Here is a 17,127-nt window from a genome sequence, read left to right on the forward strand (position 1 = left end):
TGCGGCCCATGGCAAGTGTGCTCGTGGTCGAGGACGACCAGTTCGTGCGCTCCGCTCTGATCCGGCACCTGACCGAGGCGTCCCACACGGTGCGGAGCGTCGGCACGGCCCTGGAGGCGCTGCGTGAGGTTGCTCATTTCCGGTTCGACGTGGTCATCCTCGACCTCGGCCTGCCCGATCTGGACGGCTCCGAAGCGCTGAAGATGCTGCGCGGCATCACCAACGTGCCGGTGATCATCGCCACCGCGCGCGACGACGAGGCCGAGATCGTACGGCTGTTGAACGACGGTGCCGACGACTACCTCACCAAACCCTTCTCCGTGGAGCATCTGTCCGCAAGGATGGCGGCCGTGCTGCGGCGATCCCGCGTCGCGGCCGGGGAGGACCCGCCGTCACGTGTGATCCAGGTGGGCGGACTCTCCATCGATCCACTGCGCCGCCAGGCCGAACTCGACGGCTCCCCCCTCGATCTGACCCGCCGGGAGTTCGACCTGCTGACCTTCCTCGCCGGCCGGCCCGGCGTGGTCGTGCCCCGCAAGGAACTGCTCGCCCAGGTCTGGCAGCAGAGTTACGGCGACGACCAGACCATCGACGTCCACCTGAGCTGGCTGCGGCGCAAGCTCGGCGAGACGGCGGCCCGGCCGCGCTATCTGCACACGCTCCGCGGCGTCGGAGTGAAGCTCGAACCCCCCACCGGACAAACAGAACACCAACGAGGTCATCAGAGATGAGATGGGCGCTGGTCAAGGTCGCACTGGCCGTCACCGTGATGGTCGTGGTCGCCTTCGCCGTACCGCTGGGACTGGTGATCAAGGAGATGGCGCAGGACAGAGCGCTCACCAACGCCGAACGCCAGGCCGCCGCCATCGCCCCCACCCTGTCGATCACCACCGAGCGCGCCCCCCTGGAGGTCGCGGTCCAGGCCACCCAGGCGGGGGCCGCCGGGCGGATGTCGGTGCACGTCCCGGCCGGCCCCGACGGCAGGGGCCCCGTGGACATCGGCACGCAGCGGGCCGGCGAGGCCGACCAGGAACTCGTCCTGGACCTGCGCCGCGCCGCCACCACCCACGTCACCGGCGGCTCCGTCCTGCTCCAACCGACCGTGATCAATGACAATCGGGTCGCGGTCGTCGAAGTCTTCGTCCCCAGCGGCGAGATGAGCACGGGCGTGGTCACCGCCTGGCTGATGCTCGCCGGCGTCGGCCTCGCGCTGATCGTCGGCTCCGTCGCGGTCGCCGACCGCCTCGGCGTACGGATGGTGCGCTCCGCCCAACGGCTCGCCGGCGCGGCCCACGAGCTGGGGGAGGGCCGGCTGGGCGCCCGCGTGCCCGAAGAGGGCCCGACCGAGCTGCGGTCCGCCGCGATCGCCTTCAACGCGATGGCCGACCAGGTCGTCCAACTGCTCGCCAACGAGCGCGAGATGGCCGCCGACCTCTCCCACCGGCTGCGCACCCCGCTCACCGTGCTGCGGCTGAACGCGGCCTCGCTCGGTGAAGGGCCCGCAGCCGAGCAGACCCGGGCCGCCGTCGAGCAGTTGGAGCGGGAGGTCGACATCATCATCCGCACCGCGCGCGAGGCGAAGCCGCAGACCACGGCGGTCGGCCCGGGCGCCGGCTGCGACGTCTCCGAAGTCGTGCGCGAGCGTATGGACTTCTGGTCCGCGCTCGCCGAGGACGAGGGCCGCAAGGTGCGGGTCGCCGGCACCGACCGCCCGGTGCGCATCCCCGTCGCCCGCCCCGAGCTGGCCGCGGCCCTCGACGCCCTGCTGGGCAACGTCTTCCGCCACACCTCGGAGGGCACCGCCTTCTCCGTCGACGTGCACAACGGCGAGGACGCGGTCATCGTGCTGGTCTCCGACGCGGGCCCCGGCATCGCCGACCCCGCAGCCGCGCTCGCCCGCGGCAACAGCGGCGCCCGCGACGGCTCCACCGGCCTCGGCCTGGACATCGTGCGCAGGGTCGCCGAGTCGACCGGCGGGGACGTCCGCATCGGCAGCTCGGTCCTCGGCGGCACCGAGGTGCGCATCTGGATCGGCCTCGGCACCGCCCCGGGCGCCGTCGAAGAGCGCCGCCGCGGTCACCGCGGCCCGGACCGCCGGCGTACCCTGATCGCAGCGGGGCGCCGGGTCCGCGGCGACGTCTGAGCCGCGCCGCACCCCGAGGGCGTCCCGGAGATTAACTGAAGCCGATGCTGCCCTTAAGGCGGCCCTAAAAACCGCGCCCCCCGTCCGCTATGCGCTGGATGCCGGTTTATGAATCGCTAACGTGCTCTTCACCTCGCCGCGCCGCCGACGGGGTCACGATCCACCGGCACCACACCCCCCACACGCGCGTCCCGGTCGGCCCCACCCCCCCACATCCGACCGGGACGCGCGCTTTCTTGTCGGCCGCGTGCCGCCGAACCCCGTGCCGGAGGTCGAGGGGGCTTCCTCGAAGTGCAGACCCTCGCCGTGGAGTCCGACCCGACGGCGGCGCTCGCGGGCGTACGCGCCGTTCTGGCGGCCCTCGGCATCGCCAGGGGCGAGCCTGACCCCGAGGGCCGCGCACCGGCGCGGTGAGCGCGCATCGAGCCGCCTGACGCCGCCGGCGTGGGAGAGGGCCCCGTGGCCGTACGCTCCCCGGCACAAAGCCAAGGGCCCCGGTCTCTCGACCGGGGCCCTTGATCAATCAGGGTGAGTGACGGGACTCGAACCCGCGGCATCCTGGACCACAACCAGGTGCTCTACCAGCTGAGCTACACCCACCATGACCGGTCGTTCTTCCGACCGGCCGAGAAAAAGTGTACAGGCTTCCGGAGGGTGCTCGCGCCACGGTTTCCGGGAACCCCGCCGCCGGGGCCCCGAAGGGCCCCGAGGGCGGCTACGGGGCCCTAGGGCCTGTCTTACGGATCTTGCTGGGCTCGCGTGCCCTGGTGTCGCGCCTCTCCGCGTTGTCGTCGGTCGCCAATACTCCGCATTGACTCCCTCCTCCGCCTTGAGATCCACGACACCAGACCCCGCTCCCTGATCCAGCCTGATCCGTAAGACAGGCCCTAGGGCGTGTCCGCGGGCACCACGTGCTTCGCTGCGATCGCCTTCGCGGTCTCGGAGTCCGGGCCGGGCTGCGGCACGAAGACCGCCTCGCGGTAGTACCGCAGCTCCGCGATGGACTCGCGGATGTCCGCCAGTGCCCGGTGGTTCCCGTTCTTCTCCGGGCTGTTGAAGTACGCCCTCGGGTACCAGCGCCGCGCCAGCTCCTTCACGGAGGACACGTCGACGATCCGGTAGTGGAGGTACTGCTCCAGCGCCGCCATGTCCCGGGCCAGGAAGCCGCGGTCGGTGCCGACCGAGTTCCCGCAGAGGGGAGCCTTGCGGGGCTCCTTGACGTGCTCCCGCACGTACGCCAGGACCTGCGCCTCGGCGTCGGCGAGCGTGGTGCCGCCCGCCAGCTCGTCGAGGAGGCCCGAGGCGGTGTGCATCTGCCGCACCACCTCGGGCATCGACTCCAGCGCCGCGTCCGGCGGGCGGACGACGATGTCCACCCCTTCGCCGAGCACGTTCAGTTCCGAGTCGGTGACCAGCGCGGCCACCTCAATGAGTGCGTCGTCCGCCAGCGAGAGCCCGGTCATCTCGCAGTCGATCCACACCATGCGGTCGTTCATGCGTCCACTTTATGGCGCACTCCGCTGACCGGGCAGACTGGGACGTCCCGGACCTGTCACGTACGCACCCGACGGGGGTTTCCCCAGCTCGGGCGGGGGCCCGCCCGGTCCGCCCGGACCCGCAGCGCGCCGGGCCTGGATCGGCACCACCGATTCGACCGCCGGCGGCGCGGAGTCGCCCTGGGGGCGACGCACCCGGTACGCGGCCCGGTAGGCCGCCGGGGACGAGCCGAGCTGGCGCCGGAAGTGGCCGCGCAGCGCGACGGGGGAGCGGAAGCCGCAGCGGCCCGCCACCTCGTCCACCGAGTAGTCCGAGGTCTCCAGCAGCCGCTGGGCCTGGAGCACCCGCTGGGTGATCAACCACTGGAGCGGCGCACTGCCGGTCAGTGAGCGGAATCGCCGGTCGAAGGTGCGCCGGCTCATGTACGCCCGGGCCGCCAGGGTCTCCACGTCGAACTGTTCGTGAAGGTGTTCCAGCGCCCACGAGACGACCTCGGCCAGCGGGTCCGACCCGATTTCCTCTGGTAAAGACCTGTCCAGATAGCGTTCCTGCCCACCGCTGCGCCGGGGCGGTACGACCAGCCTGCGCGCGAGCGCACCGGCGGCCTCCGTGCCGTGATCCGTACGCACGATGTGCAAACAGAGATCGATTCCGGCCGCCGTTCCGGCGGAGGTGAGCACATCGCCGTCGTCGACGAAGAGCTCGCGCGGATCGACGTGCACGGACGGATACCGCTTCGCCAGCGTGGGCGCGTACATCCAGTGCGTGGTCGCCGGGCGGCCGTCCAGCAGACCGGCCGCGGCGAGCACGAAGGCTCCCGTGCACAGTCCGACTATGCGGGCGCCTTCCTCGTGTGCGCGGCGCAGCGCTTCCAGCGCCTCGGGCGGCGGCGGCGAGGTGATCGACCGCCAGGCCGGCACCACGACGGTGCCCGCGCGGCCGATCGCTTCGAGACCGTACGGTGCGGTCAGCTCAAGACCGCCCGTGGTCCGCAGCGGACCCTCCTCGCCTGCGCAGACGAGCAGTCGATAGCGAGGTACTCCGGCGTCCTGGCGGTCAATCCCGAACACCGAAAGCGGTATGGAACTCTCAAAGATGGGGCCGCCGCTGAACAGCAGTACGGCGACGACTTCCCGGCGCCGACGCCCGGAGAGCTTTCGTGCTGCCTCCGGTGCGGCGGAGTCCTGACTCATGACGCTAAGCCCCCCTCGGTGTTCGCGTCTCCCCGTTCTTTCCGGGCCGTTCGCTCCTGCACTTTTCCCCTCGGTTTTGCACGAGTACTCGGGCCTTCGATACTCATGATCGAATCTACTGCGTCCCGTGGCACCGACGAGACAAGTTCGTCATGCCCCGCTATGTCTGCCTGGGAACTTGGCGCGAAGCATTCGATCACGAAGCGTTCCATCTGCAAGCTCCACAGGGAAGTGCGCCTGACGTGCATGGCCCGTCCACGTAGGGTGCGCAGGCCGCCGGAGACGCTTCCCTGCCTGGTGACAAGGGGGTTCTCGGGCCATTTGCCCAAGGGGTCGGGGGTGGTGCGAAGTTGGCTGAAACTATACGGGTGTGGCTGTGCGACGACGACGGCTGAACTCAGCCGCCGGGGGTGCGTTCCACGCCTTTGCGCACCGGCGCACCCGGCTCCTCGGGAGGGCGCCGGTGGCGCGACGTCGACGGCTCGTCCGCCCGCGCCCGCGCCGCGTTGCGCTCCGAGTGCCGCAACAGCATCCGACAGGCCGCGGTCACCGCGGCGAGCCCCAGCGCGACGGCGGTCGCACCGCCGATGGACGCCCCGTACACCACGAGCACGACCGGTACGAGCAGACAGCTGAAGGCCGCCCAGCGGACCACTTCGCCCGCCGCGTCGGGGCCCGTGCCGGGGGCGGGGCAGGTGCACGGCGGCGCGGAGTCCCGCCGGGGCGCGCCCACGTCCCCGGGCCCGGCGCCGGAGGCGGGCCGGGAGGCGCTGCGATCGGCGGTGCAGGACGCGGCGGCGGACGAGTGCGCGGGCACGGAATCTCCCTCTGGGCTGCGGGGTGACCGAGGTGCCAACGAGGACCGCCGCCTTCCGGTCACTGCGGCGCGGAACACCTCGACCACATGGACGGCGCCCGAACGGTCACCGCCCGCGTTCGGCGGGCTCCCCGGTGTGACCAGGAGGGATGCGGATGCGCCACGCACGGGCTCGGCCCGGCTGCTCGAACGCCGCCAGCTGTCTAGACCGCTGTAGACGCCAGATGGCATTGCCAACCCGGAGGGCCTGAGGCATGCTCCCTGAAACTGCCCGATTGGGGCGGTCACCTCTGGGCATGAGAGGAGTGTCGCCGTACCCTTGCGGGTATGGGCCAGGGAAGATGATTCCCGGACACAGCACCGTCAACGTCTGTCCACTTGTTCTCCCCTCCCACTGAGGACTCCTTCGCCGAGACACCGATGGCCGGTCACGAGATCCCCGAACCCGCGGACCGCAAGCAGGTAGCCGACCCCCTGTCGGATCTGCAAGCGGCTGAAGAAGCACGCCATTCCTGCGATCCGGCCTTCCGGCACGGAGTCGTCGTCGGCTTCGACGGATCGACCTCCAGCGAGCGGGCGCTCGCGTACGCGATCGGCATGGCGCGCCGCTCCGGCTCCGGCCTGATCATCGTCCACGTGGCGAACCGACTGCCCACGACGGTCTGGGCGGGCTGCGAGCCCCCGGTCTTCGTGGACGTCCCCGACCACCGCACCGAGGTGTTGGGCCTGGAGTTGGCCTGCGCGGACTACCTCTCCGAGGTGCCGTGGATCCTGGTGGAGCGGGGCGGTGACATCTGCCACGAGTTGGAGGAGGTCGGCCGGGAGTACTCCGCCGACGCCATCGTGGTGGGCTCGACGCACGGCATCGTCGGCCGCATCTTCGGTTCGGTGGCCGGCCGCCTCGCCCGCCGGGCGCAGCGCCCCGTCGTCGTCATCCCCTGACCCGGACCGTGCCCCTCACCCCGGCGCGGACCCCGACCCGCACTGCGTGATGCGGGGTCAACTCACCCCGTACCGGGCGTGGTTCGACGAAGGCCCGCGGAACTCTACTGGTGCGTAGAGGTGCATCGTGCGTTGGTGGAGGGTACATAGCGGTCGCCGGGCCGTCGTCGCCCGCGACAACTCCACAGGACGGAACGGGAGCCCGCCGCGGACGGTCGCGGAGGACGGGCGTCTTCCCGCCGCACGCGCCGCCGGTCGGGGAGTGACGGCCACCGGCCGAGCGGGCGCAGGCCGGTGCCGATCGGTCGTACGCACCGGCTGCTGACGTTCCCCCGCGCGAGGAGGTGGCGACGCGCGGGGGAACGGCTGTGCCCGGGCGTCACTCCACGGTGACGGACTTCGCCAGGTTGCGCGGCTTGTCGATGTCCCGGCCCATGGCCAGCGCGGTGTGGTACGCGAAGAGCTGGAGCGGGATGCCCATCAGGATCGGGTCCAGCTCGGGCTCGTTCTTCGGCACGACGACGGTGTGGTCGGCCTTCTCCTGCTCGCGGTGGGCCACGGCGAGGATGCGACCGCTGCGGGCCTTGATCTCCTCCAGCGCGGCCCGGTTCTTCTCCAGCAGGTCGTCGTCGGGGACGATCGCCACGGTCGGCAGCGCGGGCTCGATCAGCGCGAGCGGCCCGTGCTTCAGCTCGGAGGCCGGGTACGCCTCGGCGTGGATGTAGGAGATCTCCTTGAGCTTCAAGGACGCCTCCAGGGCCACCGGATAGCCGCGGACCCGTCCGATGAACATCATCGACTGCGCCCCGGCGTACTCCTCGGCGAGCTTCTTGACGTCGTCCTCGGCCTGGAGGATCTCGGCGATCTGCTCCGGCAGCCGGCGCAGGCCCTCGATGATCCGCTTGCCCTCGGAGACCGACAGGTCGCGGATCCGGCCGAGGTGGAGCGCGAGGAGCGCGAAGGCGACGACGGTGTTGGTGAAGCACTTCGTCGACACCACGCAGACCTCGGGGCCGGCGTGGACGTACACGCCGCCGTCGGCCTCGCGCGCGATCGCGGAGCCGACCACGTTCACCACGCCCAGCACCCGTGCGCCCTTGCGCTTGAGCTCCTGGACGGCGGCGAGCACGTCGTACGTCTCGCCGGACTGGGAGACCGCGACGTAGAGGGTGTCCGGGTCGACGACCGGGTTGCGGTAGCGGAACTCGGAGGCGGGCTCGGCGTCCGCGGGGATCCGGGCCAGCGACTCGATCAGCCCGGCGCCGATCATGCCCGCGTGGTACGAGGTGCCGCAGCCGAGGATCTTGACCCGGCGGATGGAGCGGGCCTCGCGGGCGTCCAGGTTGAGGCCGCCGAGGTGCACGGTGGAGAAGCGGTCGTCGATCCGGCCGCGCAGCACGCGGTCCACCGCGTCCGCCTGCTCGCAGATCTCCTTGTGCATGTACGTGTCGTGGCCGCCCATGTCGTACGACTCGGCCTCCCACTCCACCGTGGTGGGCGTGGCCGTGGTGGTCGAGCCCTCGGTGGTGTAGGTGCGGAAGTCGTCGGCCTTGAGGGTGGCCATCTCGCCGTCGTCGAGGGTGACGACCTGGCGGGTGTGGGCGACCAGGGCGGCGACGTCGGAGGCGACGAACATCTCCTTCTCGCCGATCCCGAGGACGACCGGGGAGCCGTTGCGGGCGACCACGATGCGGTCGGTGAAGTCGGCGTGCATCACGGCGATGCCGTAGGTGCCCTCGACGACCTTGAGGGCGTGGCGGACCTTCTCCTCCAGCGTCTCGGCGGCGGAGCGCGCGATCAGGTGGGTGAGCACCTCGGTGTCGGTCTCGGAGGCGAAGACGACGCCCTCGGCCTCCAGCCGGGCGCGCAGGTCGGACGCGTTGTCGATGATGCCGTTGTGGACGACGGCGACCTTCTCGTCGAGGGAGAGGTGCGGGTGGGCGTTCTCGTCGCTGGGGGCGCCGTGGGTGGCCCAGCGGGTGTGCGCGATGCCGGTGGTGCCGGCGAACCGCTTGGGCACCCGGGCCTCCAGGTCGCGGACCCGGCCCTTGGCCTTGACCATCTTCAGACCGGCGGCCTTGGGGCTGGTGATCACCAGGCCCGCCGAGTCGTACCCCCGGTACTCCAGTCGCTGGAGGCCCTCCAGCAGCAGCGGTGCCACATCACGCTTGCCGATGTATCCGACAATTCCGCACATAAAGGTTTTGCCCCTCCATAGGTGGGAGATCCCTGGTCACCGTCGGTCGGCGCTCGTCGGCCGACGGCCTTCGCGGTGTGCCGCCGTCAGCCGTAGACCATGCGGCGCAGCTGGCGGAGCGAGAGCTCCGGCGGTGCGACCGCGCGGTGCGGCAGTTCGGTGGCGATCCGCTCGAAGATCTCCGCGTTCGCCAGGCCCGCCGACTGCAGTTCGCGGTGGCGCCGGCGGACGTAGGTCTCTGTCTTCTCGTCGAAGTACGCCAGCACGTCGAGCACCACCCGCACCGCCTCACCGCGCTGGAGCGCGGTGCTGCGGACGAGGTGGTCTATGAGGTCGTCGTGCGCGTGCGCGGGCTGCACGGCCCGCGGCGCGGAGGATGACGGACGACTCGGCTGGCGGTGTTCGAGCACCCGTAGATACTGGTGGGTCGATACGTTCGAATGCAAGAATCCTGCCCGATTCCGGGCAGGATTCATGGAAACCGACGGCAGACGGGTGTATCGGAGCGCTGTGGGACGGGTCACAACCGCTTGAGCAGGGCCTGCTTCGCGGTGCTGAACTCGTCGTCCGTGAGTATGCCGGTCCGGTGCAGTTCGCCCAGCTCGCGCAGCCGGCGCAGCAGTGCGTCCGTCTCGTCGCCCCGGTCGCCCCGGTCGCCCCCGTCGGCCTTGCCGTCGGCGGAGTCGGCCGCGGCGGCGGGCGGCACCTCAGGCGTCGCCGCCTTCGTGAGGGAGGGGGCGGGCGCCGCGAGCGCGGCTGCGGGCTCGGCCGGCGCGTACGGATGCGGCAGCCGGGCCACCACGGCCGCGCCCACCAGCGCCATCAGCGGATCCTTGCGGAAGCCCCACAGGTCGACGGCGTACGGGTCGTACTTCGCCGGTGTCGCGGAGCGGTCCTTGGCGACGCCGAAGCGCAGGAAGCCGTTCTCCAGGCCGCCCGACGGCTGCCAGTCGACGGAGTGCACGTCCACGAGGTCGACGGTGCGGGGCCCGCCGGACGCCTTGGACTCCTCCGTCTTCCAGTTCCAGGTGAGCCTGATCTGCTCGCCGTCGAAGTCGACGGTGGCATCGCCGGCGCTCGCGCTGATCGGCAGCGGCGGCCCCGGCAGCAGATAGCGCCAGGTCGGGTCGGCGTCGATCTGCTCGATGACCAGGGCGTTGCGCACCTCGTCCACGAAGTACTCGGCGACCCCGCTGCGGTCGTTGTCGACGGAGAGCGCGTACGGGTCCGAGCCGTCCCGCAGCCGGCCCCCGGTGAGCTGGAGCAGCGGATCGGCGCCGTTGCGCAGTCGCAGTCGCAGTCGCCCGGACCTCCGGCCCGGCTCGAACGACGCCCCGGCGACGGCCTCCAGCGGCACCGCGAGTTCGCCGAGCGTCCTGCGCAGCAGACCGACGCCCTTGTCGAACCCCGGGACGATGCGGACGGTGTCCCCGTCGAAGGTCCAGGTGCCGTCCTTCTGGATGATTTCCGCCATGGCCATGAAGGGGATTCTTCCACCCCCGCACGGGTCGGAGTGCGGGGCCGAGGGTTCCGTGGGTCGCGATGGGCCGGGCTTGGTCTAGACCTGGATGCCCGAGTCGGGGACGATGGCGCGAGGCTCGACGTCTGTTGAAGGGAACCAGCCCGTGAGTGTGTCCCGGACGAACCTCCGGTCGCCCGACTCCGATCCCACCCCCGTGTCCGCCCTCGGGAACGTCGTTCCCGCGCCCTCGTCCGTGGAACCGGGCGGCACGCCGTACACGATCACCTCCGCCACCGCGATCCGGGTCGACGACGTGCCCGGGGTGCGCGCCGTTGGCGACCAGCTGGCCGGATACCTGCGGCCGTCCACCGGGTACCCGCTGCCGGTGACCCCTGGCTCCGGCGCCGACGGCGTACAACTGCGCCTGGACGCCACCGCGGGCGAACTCGGCGAGGAGGGCTACCGCCTGGAGTCCACCGGGGACGGCGTCCTGCTGACGGCCCGCGAGCCGGCCGGGCTCTTCCACGGGGTGCAGACCCTGCGCCAGCTGCTGCCGCACGCGGTGGAGGCGGACTCCGTGCAGCCCGGGCCGTGGACCGTGCCCGGCGGCACCATCACCGACGTGCCCCGCTATCCCTACCGCGGCGCCATGCTCGACGTCTCCCGGCACTTCTTCACCGTCGAGCAGGTCAAGCGCTACGTCGACCAACTCGCCCTGTACAAGATCAACACCCTGCACCTGCACCTCACGGACGACCAGGGCTGGCGCATCGCCGTCGACTCCTGGCCGCGGCTCACCGCCGTCGGCGGCTCCACCTCGGTGGCCGGCACGGGCGGCTTCTACACCAAGGAGGAGTTCCGGGAGCTGGTCGAGTACGCCGCCGCCCACCACCTGGACGTCATCCCCGAGATCGACGTCCCGGGCCACACCAACGCGGCGCTCGCCTCGTACGCCGAGCTGAACCCCGACGGGCAGGCCCCGGAGCTGTACACCGGCACCGAGGTCGGCTTCAGCTCGCTGTCCGCGGACAAGCCGGTGACGTACGACTTCATGGACGACGTGATCCGGGAGATCGCCGCCATCACCCCCGGCGACCGCCTCCACATCGGCGGCGACGAGGCCGACAACACCAGCGCCGAGGACTACGCCGCGATCATGGCGAAGGCGCAGGAGTCGGTGGCGCGGCACGGCAAGGAGGTCATCGCCTGGCACCAGGTCACGGGCACCGCGGTCGCCGACGGCGCCTGGGTGCAGTACTGGGGCACGGACGAGACGAAGAAGGAGGAGCGGGAGCAGGTGGCGGCGGCGGTGCGCGCCGGCGCACGGCTGATCCTGTCCCCGGCGGACCGCGCCTACCTCGACATGAAGTACGACGAGGAGTTCGCGCTGGGGCTGCGCTGGGCCGGCCTGGTGGAGGTCGACCGCTCCTACGACTGGGACCCGGCGACGTACTTCGCCGAGGAGGGCGTGCCGGCGGAGGCGGTGCTCGGGGTCGAGGCGCCGCTGTGGACCGAGACGCTCAGCACCAACGCCGAGCTGGAGCTGATGGCCTTCCCGCGGCTGCTGGGCGCGGCGGAGAAGGGCTGGTCGCGCGGTGACCTGCCCTGGGAGGGTTTCCACGAGCGACTGGTGGACCAGGGCAGGCGACTGACCGCGCTGGGCATCGCCTACCACCCGTCCCCGAAGGTCGAGTGGGCGAGCGAGTAGCACGGAGCGAAGAGGACGGGCACCCCCGAGGGACCGTGTTCAGGGGTGCCCGCCCGGCTCAGGTGGCTGGATCAGCCAGCGGGTTGCGGAGCGTGCCGACGAGTTGGAGCGCGCCGGCGGGGTCCGCGAGGTCGAGCATCTGCCGGTTGTCGCGCAGCTGGAGCCGGTTGAGGCAGGAGAGCGCGAACTCGGGCGCGAACAGGTCGTACTCCGCGAACTTGTCCGCCAGGTGCGGCACGGACTCCTGGTAGCCGCGCACGCACTCCGCCACGGTCCGCCAGAAGGCGTCCTCCGTCGTGCGTCCCTCGGCCACCAGCGTCGCCGCCAGGAAGCGCAGGAAGCAGTCGAAGACGTCCGTGAAGATCGACAGCAGCTTCATCCCGTCGGGGACGTCGGCGCGGATGCGCTCCACCGTCGGCGGCAGCACCGCGTCCGGGTCCAGGACCGCGATCTCCTCCGCGATGTCCTTGAAGACCGTGCGCCGTACCGCGCCGTCGGGCCCGAGGACCAGGATCACGTTCTCCCCGTGCGGCATGTAGACCAGGTCGTACGCGTAGAAGCTGTGCAGCACAGGCGTGAGGTAGCTGTCCAGGTAGCCGCGCAGCCACGCGGTGGGCGCGAGCCCCGACGCGTCGATCAGCGCGCCGGCGAAGGACGCCCCGGTGCGGTCCACGTGCAGCAGCGACGCCATGGTGGCGAGGCGTTCGCCGGGGGCCAGCGCGGGCACCGGGCTCTCCCGCCACAGCGCCGCCAGCATCTTGCGGTACGCGGAGTGGCGGTCGGTCGCCGCCTCGTACTGCCGGTGGTGGTAGCCGACGGCCGCGTGCTCGCGGATGATCGAGAAGCGGCTGGCCCGCAGCACCTCGTCCCGGTCGATGAGCGCCGCCAGCCAGTCGTTGATCGCCGGGGTGGCCTTCATGTACGCCGCCGACAGACCGCGCATGAAGCCCATGTTGAGGACCGACAGCGAGGTCTTGACGTAGTGCTTGTGCGGCGCGCTGGTGTTGAAGAAGGTCCGGATGGACTGCTGGGCGAGGTACTCGTCGTCCCCGGGGCCGAGGAAGACCAGGTGCTGCCGGGCGACCTCGCCGGCGAAGGTGACGGAGAGCTTGTTCCACCACTGCCAGGGGTGCACGGGCAGCAGGTAGTACTCGGCGAGGTCGAGCCCCAGTTCCTTCATCCGCGCCCCGAACCGGGCGAGCGTCTCCTCGCCCAGCTCGTCGTGGACCAGGGTGTCGTAGTCCAGGTCGGCGCCGGAGGTGAAGGTGGCGCGGTCACGGCGGGCCGCGAGCCAGATCAGCCGGATCTCGCTGGCCGCCTCCGGGGCGTACGACAGGTACTCGTGGACGCCGAAGCCGAGGCGGCCGTTGTTGGCGACGAAGCAGGGGTGGCCCTCGGTCATCCCGGTCTCGATCGCCTGGAAGTCGGCCGCGGCCAGCTCCGCCGCGCTCACCGCCGGCTTGGCGAGCTTGTACGCCGTGCCGGCCAGCGTGGAGGAGATCTCCTCCAGGTAGACCGGGAGGACCTCGTCGCGCAGGCCGAGCGCTCCGCGCAGCTCGGTGCAGAAGTCCAGCGCGTCCAGCGGCAGGGCGGCGCCGTCGCGGTGGCGGGTGACGGAGTCGGCGTCGACGTGCCAGTGGTCGAGGGCGAAGCGGCGGGCGGTGAAGCGGTACTCGGTGCCCGCGTCGTCGCTCAGCACCCGGTAGGCGGCGGCGTCCCCGGGTGCGTCGGGTGCGTCGCCGACCGGCTCGGGCGTCAGCAGCCGCTCGTGGGCGAACTCGGCGAGCGCCTTGCGCACCAGCAGCCGGTTGGCGCGTTCCCACAGCTCGGGCGTCAGGTGCGCCACGGCGTCGGCGGCGGTCATCGGGCCACCGCCCGACCGGTCGCCACCGCGACGCTGTTCTCGAAGGACTTGCGGGTGCAGACGCTCAGATGGGCGTCCTTCTCCGGCTTGCTGATCCGTCGGACGATCTCGAAGCCGACGTACGCGTTGAGCGAGTGCACCGCAGCGTTGCCCACGTCGGGCTCGACGACCACGCGCTCGGTCGCCGGATCGGCGAACAGCGTGTGCATGACGGCGGTGATCACGGCCCGGGTGAAGCCGTGCACCGGGGTGTCGGTCGGCGCGACGAGGAAGTGCATGCCGACGTCGCCGGGCCGGTGGTCGTACAGACCCACCAGCTCGACGTGCGCCGGGTCGTACCGCTCCATCAGGAAGACCGGCGCGCCGTCCGCGCCGTGCCCGATGAAGGCGTGGTGGTGCTCGCTCGCCGCGATCGCCATGTACTCCCGCTCGACGTCCTGGAGCTTGAAGTCGGACATCAGCCAGAACCCGGCTTTGGGGTGGGTGACCCAGCCGTGCACCAACTCGGCGTCGGTGAGGGGGTCGAGCGGTCGTACGGTGAATCCCAGCGGGCGGGGGGTGGTCATACCGAGAACTCCTGGAACGCGATCGTCTTCTCCACGGCGTAGTACTCGGAGCCGAGCATTTCGCCGATGATGTAGGCATTGCGGTACGCACCCATGCCCAGGTCGGGCGAGGTGATCGAGTGCGTGTGCACGCCCGCGTTCTGGAGGAAGATCTCGCGGCCGACGGTGTCGACGGAGTAGTTCCGGGCGACGTCGAAGCGGCCCTTGCCGTCCCAGCGGATGCGGTCGTGCAGTGGTGCGAGGAAGGCCGGCGGCTCGTACTTGTAGCCGGTGGCCAGGATCAGGCCCTCCGTGTGCAGCTCGTAGTCCTTGCCCTGCTCCTCCTGACGCAGTTCGAGGGCGTACGTGCCGGACTCCTCGTCGTAGCTCGCGCCGTTGAGGGCGGAGTTGGTGAGCAGTCGGGTGGGGACCGGGCCCTTGAGGTTCTTCTGGTAGAGCAGGTCGAAGATGGCGTCGATGAGGTCGCCGTCGATGCCCTTGAACAGGCCCTTCTGCTGGGTCTCCAGCCGGTAGCGGGTCTTCTCCGGCAGCCCGTGGTAGTAGTCGATGTACTCCGGGGAGGTCATCTCCAGCGTCAGCTTGGTGTATTCGAGCGGGAAGAAGCGCGGCGAGCGGGTGACCCAGTTCAGCCGGTAGCCGTGGACATCGATCTCGGAGAGCAGGTCGTAGTAGATCTCCGCGGCGCTCTGGCCGCTGCCGACGAGCGTGATCGACTCCTTGGCCTGGAGCGCTTCCCTGTGGTGCACGTACTGGGAGTTGTGCAGGTAGTCACCGCCGAGGTCGCGGCAGGTCTCGGGGACGTACGGCGGGGTGCCGGTGCCCAGCACGATGCGGCGGGCGGACAGCACGGAGCCGTCGGCGGTGTGGACGCGGTAGAGGTCGTCGGCGTGCTCGATGCGGGTGACCGTGGTGTTGAAGCGCACGCAGCCGAGTTGGGCGGCGGCCCAGCGACAGTAGTCGTTGTACTCGGTCCGCAGCGGGTAGAAGTTCTCCCGGATGTAGAAGGAGTACAGCCGGCCCGACTGCTTCAGGTAGTTGAGGAAGGAGTACGGCGACGTCGGGTCGGCCAGGGTGACCAGGTCCGACATGAACGGCGTCTGGAGGTGGGCGCCTTCGAGGAACATCCCCGAGTGCCAGTCGAAGTCGGGCTTGGACTCCAGGAAGAGGCCGTTCAGCTCCTCGATCGGCTCGGTGAGGCAGGCCAGCCCCAGGTTGAAGGGGCCGAGGCCGACGCCGATGAAGTCGTACGGCTCGGCGACCGGTTCGAGGGGCGGCTCAAGAGGCGTGGACAAGGTTCTCTCCCAGGTACTGCTCGGCGTGGCCGGCGATCAGATCGAGCACGGCGGCGATGTCGTCCACCGTCGTCTCGGGGTTGAGCAGGGTGAACTTCAGGTACTGGCGGCCGTCGACCTTGGTGCCGGCGACCACGGCCTCCCCGGAGGCGAACAGCGCCTTGCGGGCGTAGAGGTTGGCCCGGTCGATCAGGGCGGGGCTGGTGACGGCCTCGGGGACGTAGCGGAAGACCAGGGTCGACAGCTGCGGGCGGACGACCACGTCGTAGCGGGGGTCGCCGGCGATCGCGTGCCAGCCGGCCTCGGCCAGCTCGCAGACCTCGTCGAAGAGGCCGCCGACGCCGTCCGCGCCCATCACCCGCAGGGTCATCCACAGTTTGAGGGCGTCGAAGCGGCGGGTGGTCTGGAGCGACTTGTCGACCTGGTTCGGGATCCTCTCCTCCGCCATCCGCCGGGGGTTGAGGTAGTCCGCGTGGTACGTGGCGTGGCGCAGCGTCGCCGCGTCCCGCACCAGCACCGCGGAGGAACTCACCGGCTGGAAGAACGACTTGTGGTAGTCGACCGTGACGGAGTCCGCGTGCTCGATGCCGTCGAGGAGGTGGCGGCGGGTGGGGGAGGCGAGCAGTCCGCAGCCGTACGCCGCGTCCACGTGCATCCAGGCGCCGTACCGCTCGGCCAGCTCGGCGATCTCGGGCAGCGGGTCGATCGACCCGAAGTCGGTGGTGCCGGCGGTGGCCACGATCGCCATGGGTATCGCGCCCTCGCGCTGACAGCGCTCCAACTCGGTGGCCAGCGCCAGGGTCTGCATCCGGCGGTCGCGGTCGGTGGGCAGGGAGACGACCGCGTCCCGACCGAGGCCCAGCAGTTTCGCCGACTTCTGGACGCTGAAGTGGCTGCACTCGGAGGTGAAGATGCGCAGCCGGTGCAGCTCGCTGGTCTTGGCCTCCTCGCGGGCGAGCAGCAGCGCCTGGAGGTTGGACTGGGTGCCGCCGCTGGTGAACACCCCGTCGGCCGCGTCGCCGAGTCCGATGCGGCCGGCGGTCCAGTCGATCAGCCGGCGCTCGATGAGGGTGCCGCCGACGCTCTGGTCCCAGGTGTCGAGGGAGGAGTTCACGGCGGAGAGGACGGCCTCGCCGAGGACGGCGGGGATGACGACCGGGCAGTTCAGATGGCCCAGGTAGCGCGGGTGGTGGAAGTAGACGGCGTCCCGGAGGTACACCCGGTCCAGCTCGTCCAGGGCGGCGGAGGCGTCGCCCAGGGGCTGGTCGAGGTCGATCGCGGAGATCGTCGGCGCGAGTTCGTCGACGGTGACTCCGGTGAACGGCTGCCGGGTTGTGGCGAGTCGGTTCGCCACCCGCTCGACTCCTTCGGTCACGGAGCGCCGATAGCTCTCCGCCGTTACGTCATTGAGCAGGTGCGAGCGCATGCAATGTCCTCCCGGATGCG

At 70.8% G+C, this 17,127-nt stretch carries 15 protein-coding genes and 1 tRNA gene; 5 read left to right on the plus strand and 11 right to left on the minus strand.

The window, feature by feature from the left end; translation table 11 throughout:
• Positions 1-8: 8 nt before the first annotated feature.
• The 3 genes from AB0E05_RS12810 (at position 9) to AB0E05_RS12820 (ending at position 2,557) form a co-directional block, all read left to right on the plus strand.
• Complete coding sequence (locus AB0E05_RS12810) at positions 9-731, plus strand: response regulator transcription factor (RefSeq protein WP_361962333.1); 723 nt, start codon at positions 9-11, stop codon at positions 729-731.
• Positions 728-2,143 (plus strand): HAMP domain-containing sensor histidine kinase, encoded by a 1,416-nt coding sequence (locus tag AB0E05_RS12815; protein WP_361962335.1) that lies wholly within the window; start codon positions 728-730, stop codon positions 2,141-2,143. Before AB0E05_RS12810 ends, AB0E05_RS12815 begins: the two co-directional genes overlap by 4 nt.
• Before the next feature lie 291 nt (positions 2,144-2,434).
• A complete protein-coding gene (locus tag AB0E05_RS12820; protein ID WP_361962337.1) occupies positions 2,435-2,557 on the plus strand; it encodes a hypothetical protein in 123 nt (40 codons plus the stop codon).
• A 113-nt stretch (positions 2,558-2,670) separates the two neighbouring features.
• Here the strand turns inward: AB0E05_RS12820 and AB0E05_RS12825 are convergent.
• The 4 genes from AB0E05_RS12825 to AB0E05_RS12840 all read right to left on the minus strand — a co-directional run bounded on the left by AB0E05_RS12825 (position 2,671) and on the right by AB0E05_RS12840 (position 5,650).
• Positions 2,671-2,743, minus strand: a tRNA-His gene (locus AB0E05_RS12825).
• Between the two features lie 287 nt (positions 2,744-3,030).
• On the minus strand, positions 3,031-3,639 hold the full coding sequence (orn, locus tag AB0E05_RS12830) for an oligoribonuclease (RefSeq protein WP_361962339.1): 609 nt from the start codon (positions 3,637-3,639) through the stop codon (positions 3,031-3,033).
• A 9-nt stretch (positions 3,640-3,648) separates the two neighbouring features.
• Positions 3,649-4,833, minus strand: a complete 1,185-nt coding sequence (locus tag AB0E05_RS12835; RefSeq protein WP_361962341.1) for a helix-turn-helix domain-containing protein — start codon at positions 4,831-4,833, stop codon at positions 3,649-3,651.
• A 397-nt stretch (positions 4,834-5,230) separates the two neighbouring features.
• Positions 5,231-5,650, minus strand: a complete 420-nt coding sequence (locus AB0E05_RS12840) for a hypothetical protein (protein WP_361962343.1) — start codon at positions 5,648-5,650, stop codon at positions 5,231-5,233.
• Between the two features lie 420 nt (positions 5,651-6,070).
• On the opposite strand from AB0E05_RS12840, the gene AB0E05_RS12845 reads away from it, so the two are divergent.
• A complete protein-coding gene (locus AB0E05_RS12845) occupies positions 6,071-6,592 on the plus strand; it encodes a universal stress protein (RefSeq protein ID WP_361962539.1) in 522 nt (173 codons plus the stop codon).
• 379 nt (positions 6,593-6,971) lie between these two features.
• Here AB0E05_RS12845 and glmS read toward each other — a convergent pair whose 3' ends face one another.
• The 3 genes from glmS to AB0E05_RS12860 form a co-directional block, all read right to left on the minus strand.
• Positions 6,972-8,789 carry a glutamine--fructose-6-phosphate transaminase (isomerizing) gene (gene glmS, locus AB0E05_RS12850; RefSeq protein ID WP_361962345.1) on the minus strand — a complete coding sequence of 606 codons (1,818 nt, stop codon included), beginning with the start codon at positions 8,787-8,789 and terminating at the stop codon, positions 6,972-6,974.
• Positions 8,790-8,875: 86 nt separating this feature from the next.
• Positions 8,876-9,148 (minus strand): hypothetical protein, encoded by a 273-nt coding sequence (locus AB0E05_RS12855; RefSeq protein ID WP_361962347.1) that lies wholly within the window; start codon positions 9,146-9,148, stop codon positions 8,876-8,878.
• Positions 9,149-9,309: 161 nt separating this feature from the next.
• Positions 9,310-10,263 carry a DUF4429 domain-containing protein gene (locus AB0E05_RS12860; RefSeq protein ID WP_361962541.1) on the minus strand — a complete coding sequence of 318 codons (954 nt, stop codon included), beginning with the start codon at positions 10,261-10,263 and terminating at the stop codon, positions 9,310-9,312.
• A gap of 151 nt (positions 10,264-10,414) precedes the next feature.
• Between AB0E05_RS12860 and AB0E05_RS12865 the strand changes: the two genes are divergently transcribed.
• Positions 10,415-11,959: a beta-N-acetylhexosaminidase gene (locus tag AB0E05_RS12865; protein ID WP_361962349.1), complete on the plus strand. Its 1,545-nt coding sequence runs from the start codon at positions 10,415-10,417 to the stop codon at positions 11,957-11,959.
• Positions 11,960-12,017: 58 nt separating this feature from the next.
• Here the strand turns inward: AB0E05_RS12865 and AB0E05_RS12870 are convergent, their stop codons facing one another.
• The 4 genes from AB0E05_RS12870 to AB0E05_RS12885 are packed head-to-tail and all read right to left on the minus strand — an operon-like array spanning position 12,018 to position 17,107.
• Positions 12,018-13,823: an IucA/IucC family siderophore biosynthesis protein gene (locus AB0E05_RS12870; protein WP_361962351.1), complete on the minus strand. Its 1,806-nt coding sequence runs from the start codon at positions 13,821-13,823 to the stop codon at positions 12,018-12,020.
• Positions 13,820-14,389, minus strand: a complete 570-nt coding sequence (locus AB0E05_RS12875; protein ID WP_361962353.1) for a GNAT family N-acetyltransferase — start codon at positions 14,387-14,389, stop codon at positions 13,820-13,822. The genes AB0E05_RS12870 and AB0E05_RS12875 overlap by 4 nt, the downstream gene beginning before the upstream one ends.
• Complete coding sequence (locus AB0E05_RS12880) at positions 14,386-15,681, minus strand: SidA/IucD/PvdA family monooxygenase (RefSeq protein ID WP_361962355.1); 1,296 nt, start codon at positions 15,679-15,681, stop codon at positions 14,386-14,388. Before AB0E05_RS12880 ends, AB0E05_RS12875 begins: the two co-directional genes overlap by 4 nt.
• Positions 15,665-17,107, minus strand: a complete 1,443-nt coding sequence (locus AB0E05_RS12885; RefSeq protein ID WP_361962357.1) for an aspartate aminotransferase family protein — start codon at positions 17,105-17,107, stop codon at positions 15,665-15,667. The genes AB0E05_RS12880 and AB0E05_RS12885 overlap by 17 nt, the downstream gene beginning before the upstream one ends.
• Positions 17,108-17,127 lie beyond the last annotated feature (20 nt).

It is taken from the genome of Streptomyces sp. NPDC048057, from assembly GCF_040653095.1.
In the GTDB taxonomy this organism is placed as follows: Bacteria; Actinomycetota; Actinomycetes; order Streptomycetales; family Streptomycetaceae; genus Streptomyces.